Annotated in this window: 1 pseudogene; it reads left to right on the forward strand. The window is 56.5% G+C overall.

Annotation, left to right across the window (positions count from 1 at the left end):
* A pseudogene (locus VSR34_RS39200) lies at positions 1-255 on the forward strand (TniB family NTP-binding protein); the annotation flags it as partial.

Below are 255 nucleotides of genomic sequence, written 5' to 3' on the forward strand. Positions count from 1 at the left end.
ATGCAGATGCCTCCGACACCTGATCAGCACAGGTCTTACTCGGGCCTGCTGTTCGAACTCGGCGCTCCCCACAATCCCGCAGCGGGTCTTGCTTCGCTGGAGAGACTCACTCGTGACATTTTGCCGCATGGCGCCCAGGGTACTGATTGTCGATGAGGTACATCATCTGCTCGCCGGTACGTATAGAGAGCAGCGCGCATCGCTGAATCTGCTCAAATATCTCGCGAATGACCTGCAGATCAGCATGGTTCTCGT

It is taken from the genome of Paraburkholderia sp. JHI2823 (assembly GCF_038900695.1).
GTDB classification, from domain to species: domain Bacteria; phylum Pseudomonadota; class Gammaproteobacteria; order Burkholderiales; family Burkholderiaceae; genus Paraburkholderia; species Paraburkholderia mimosarum.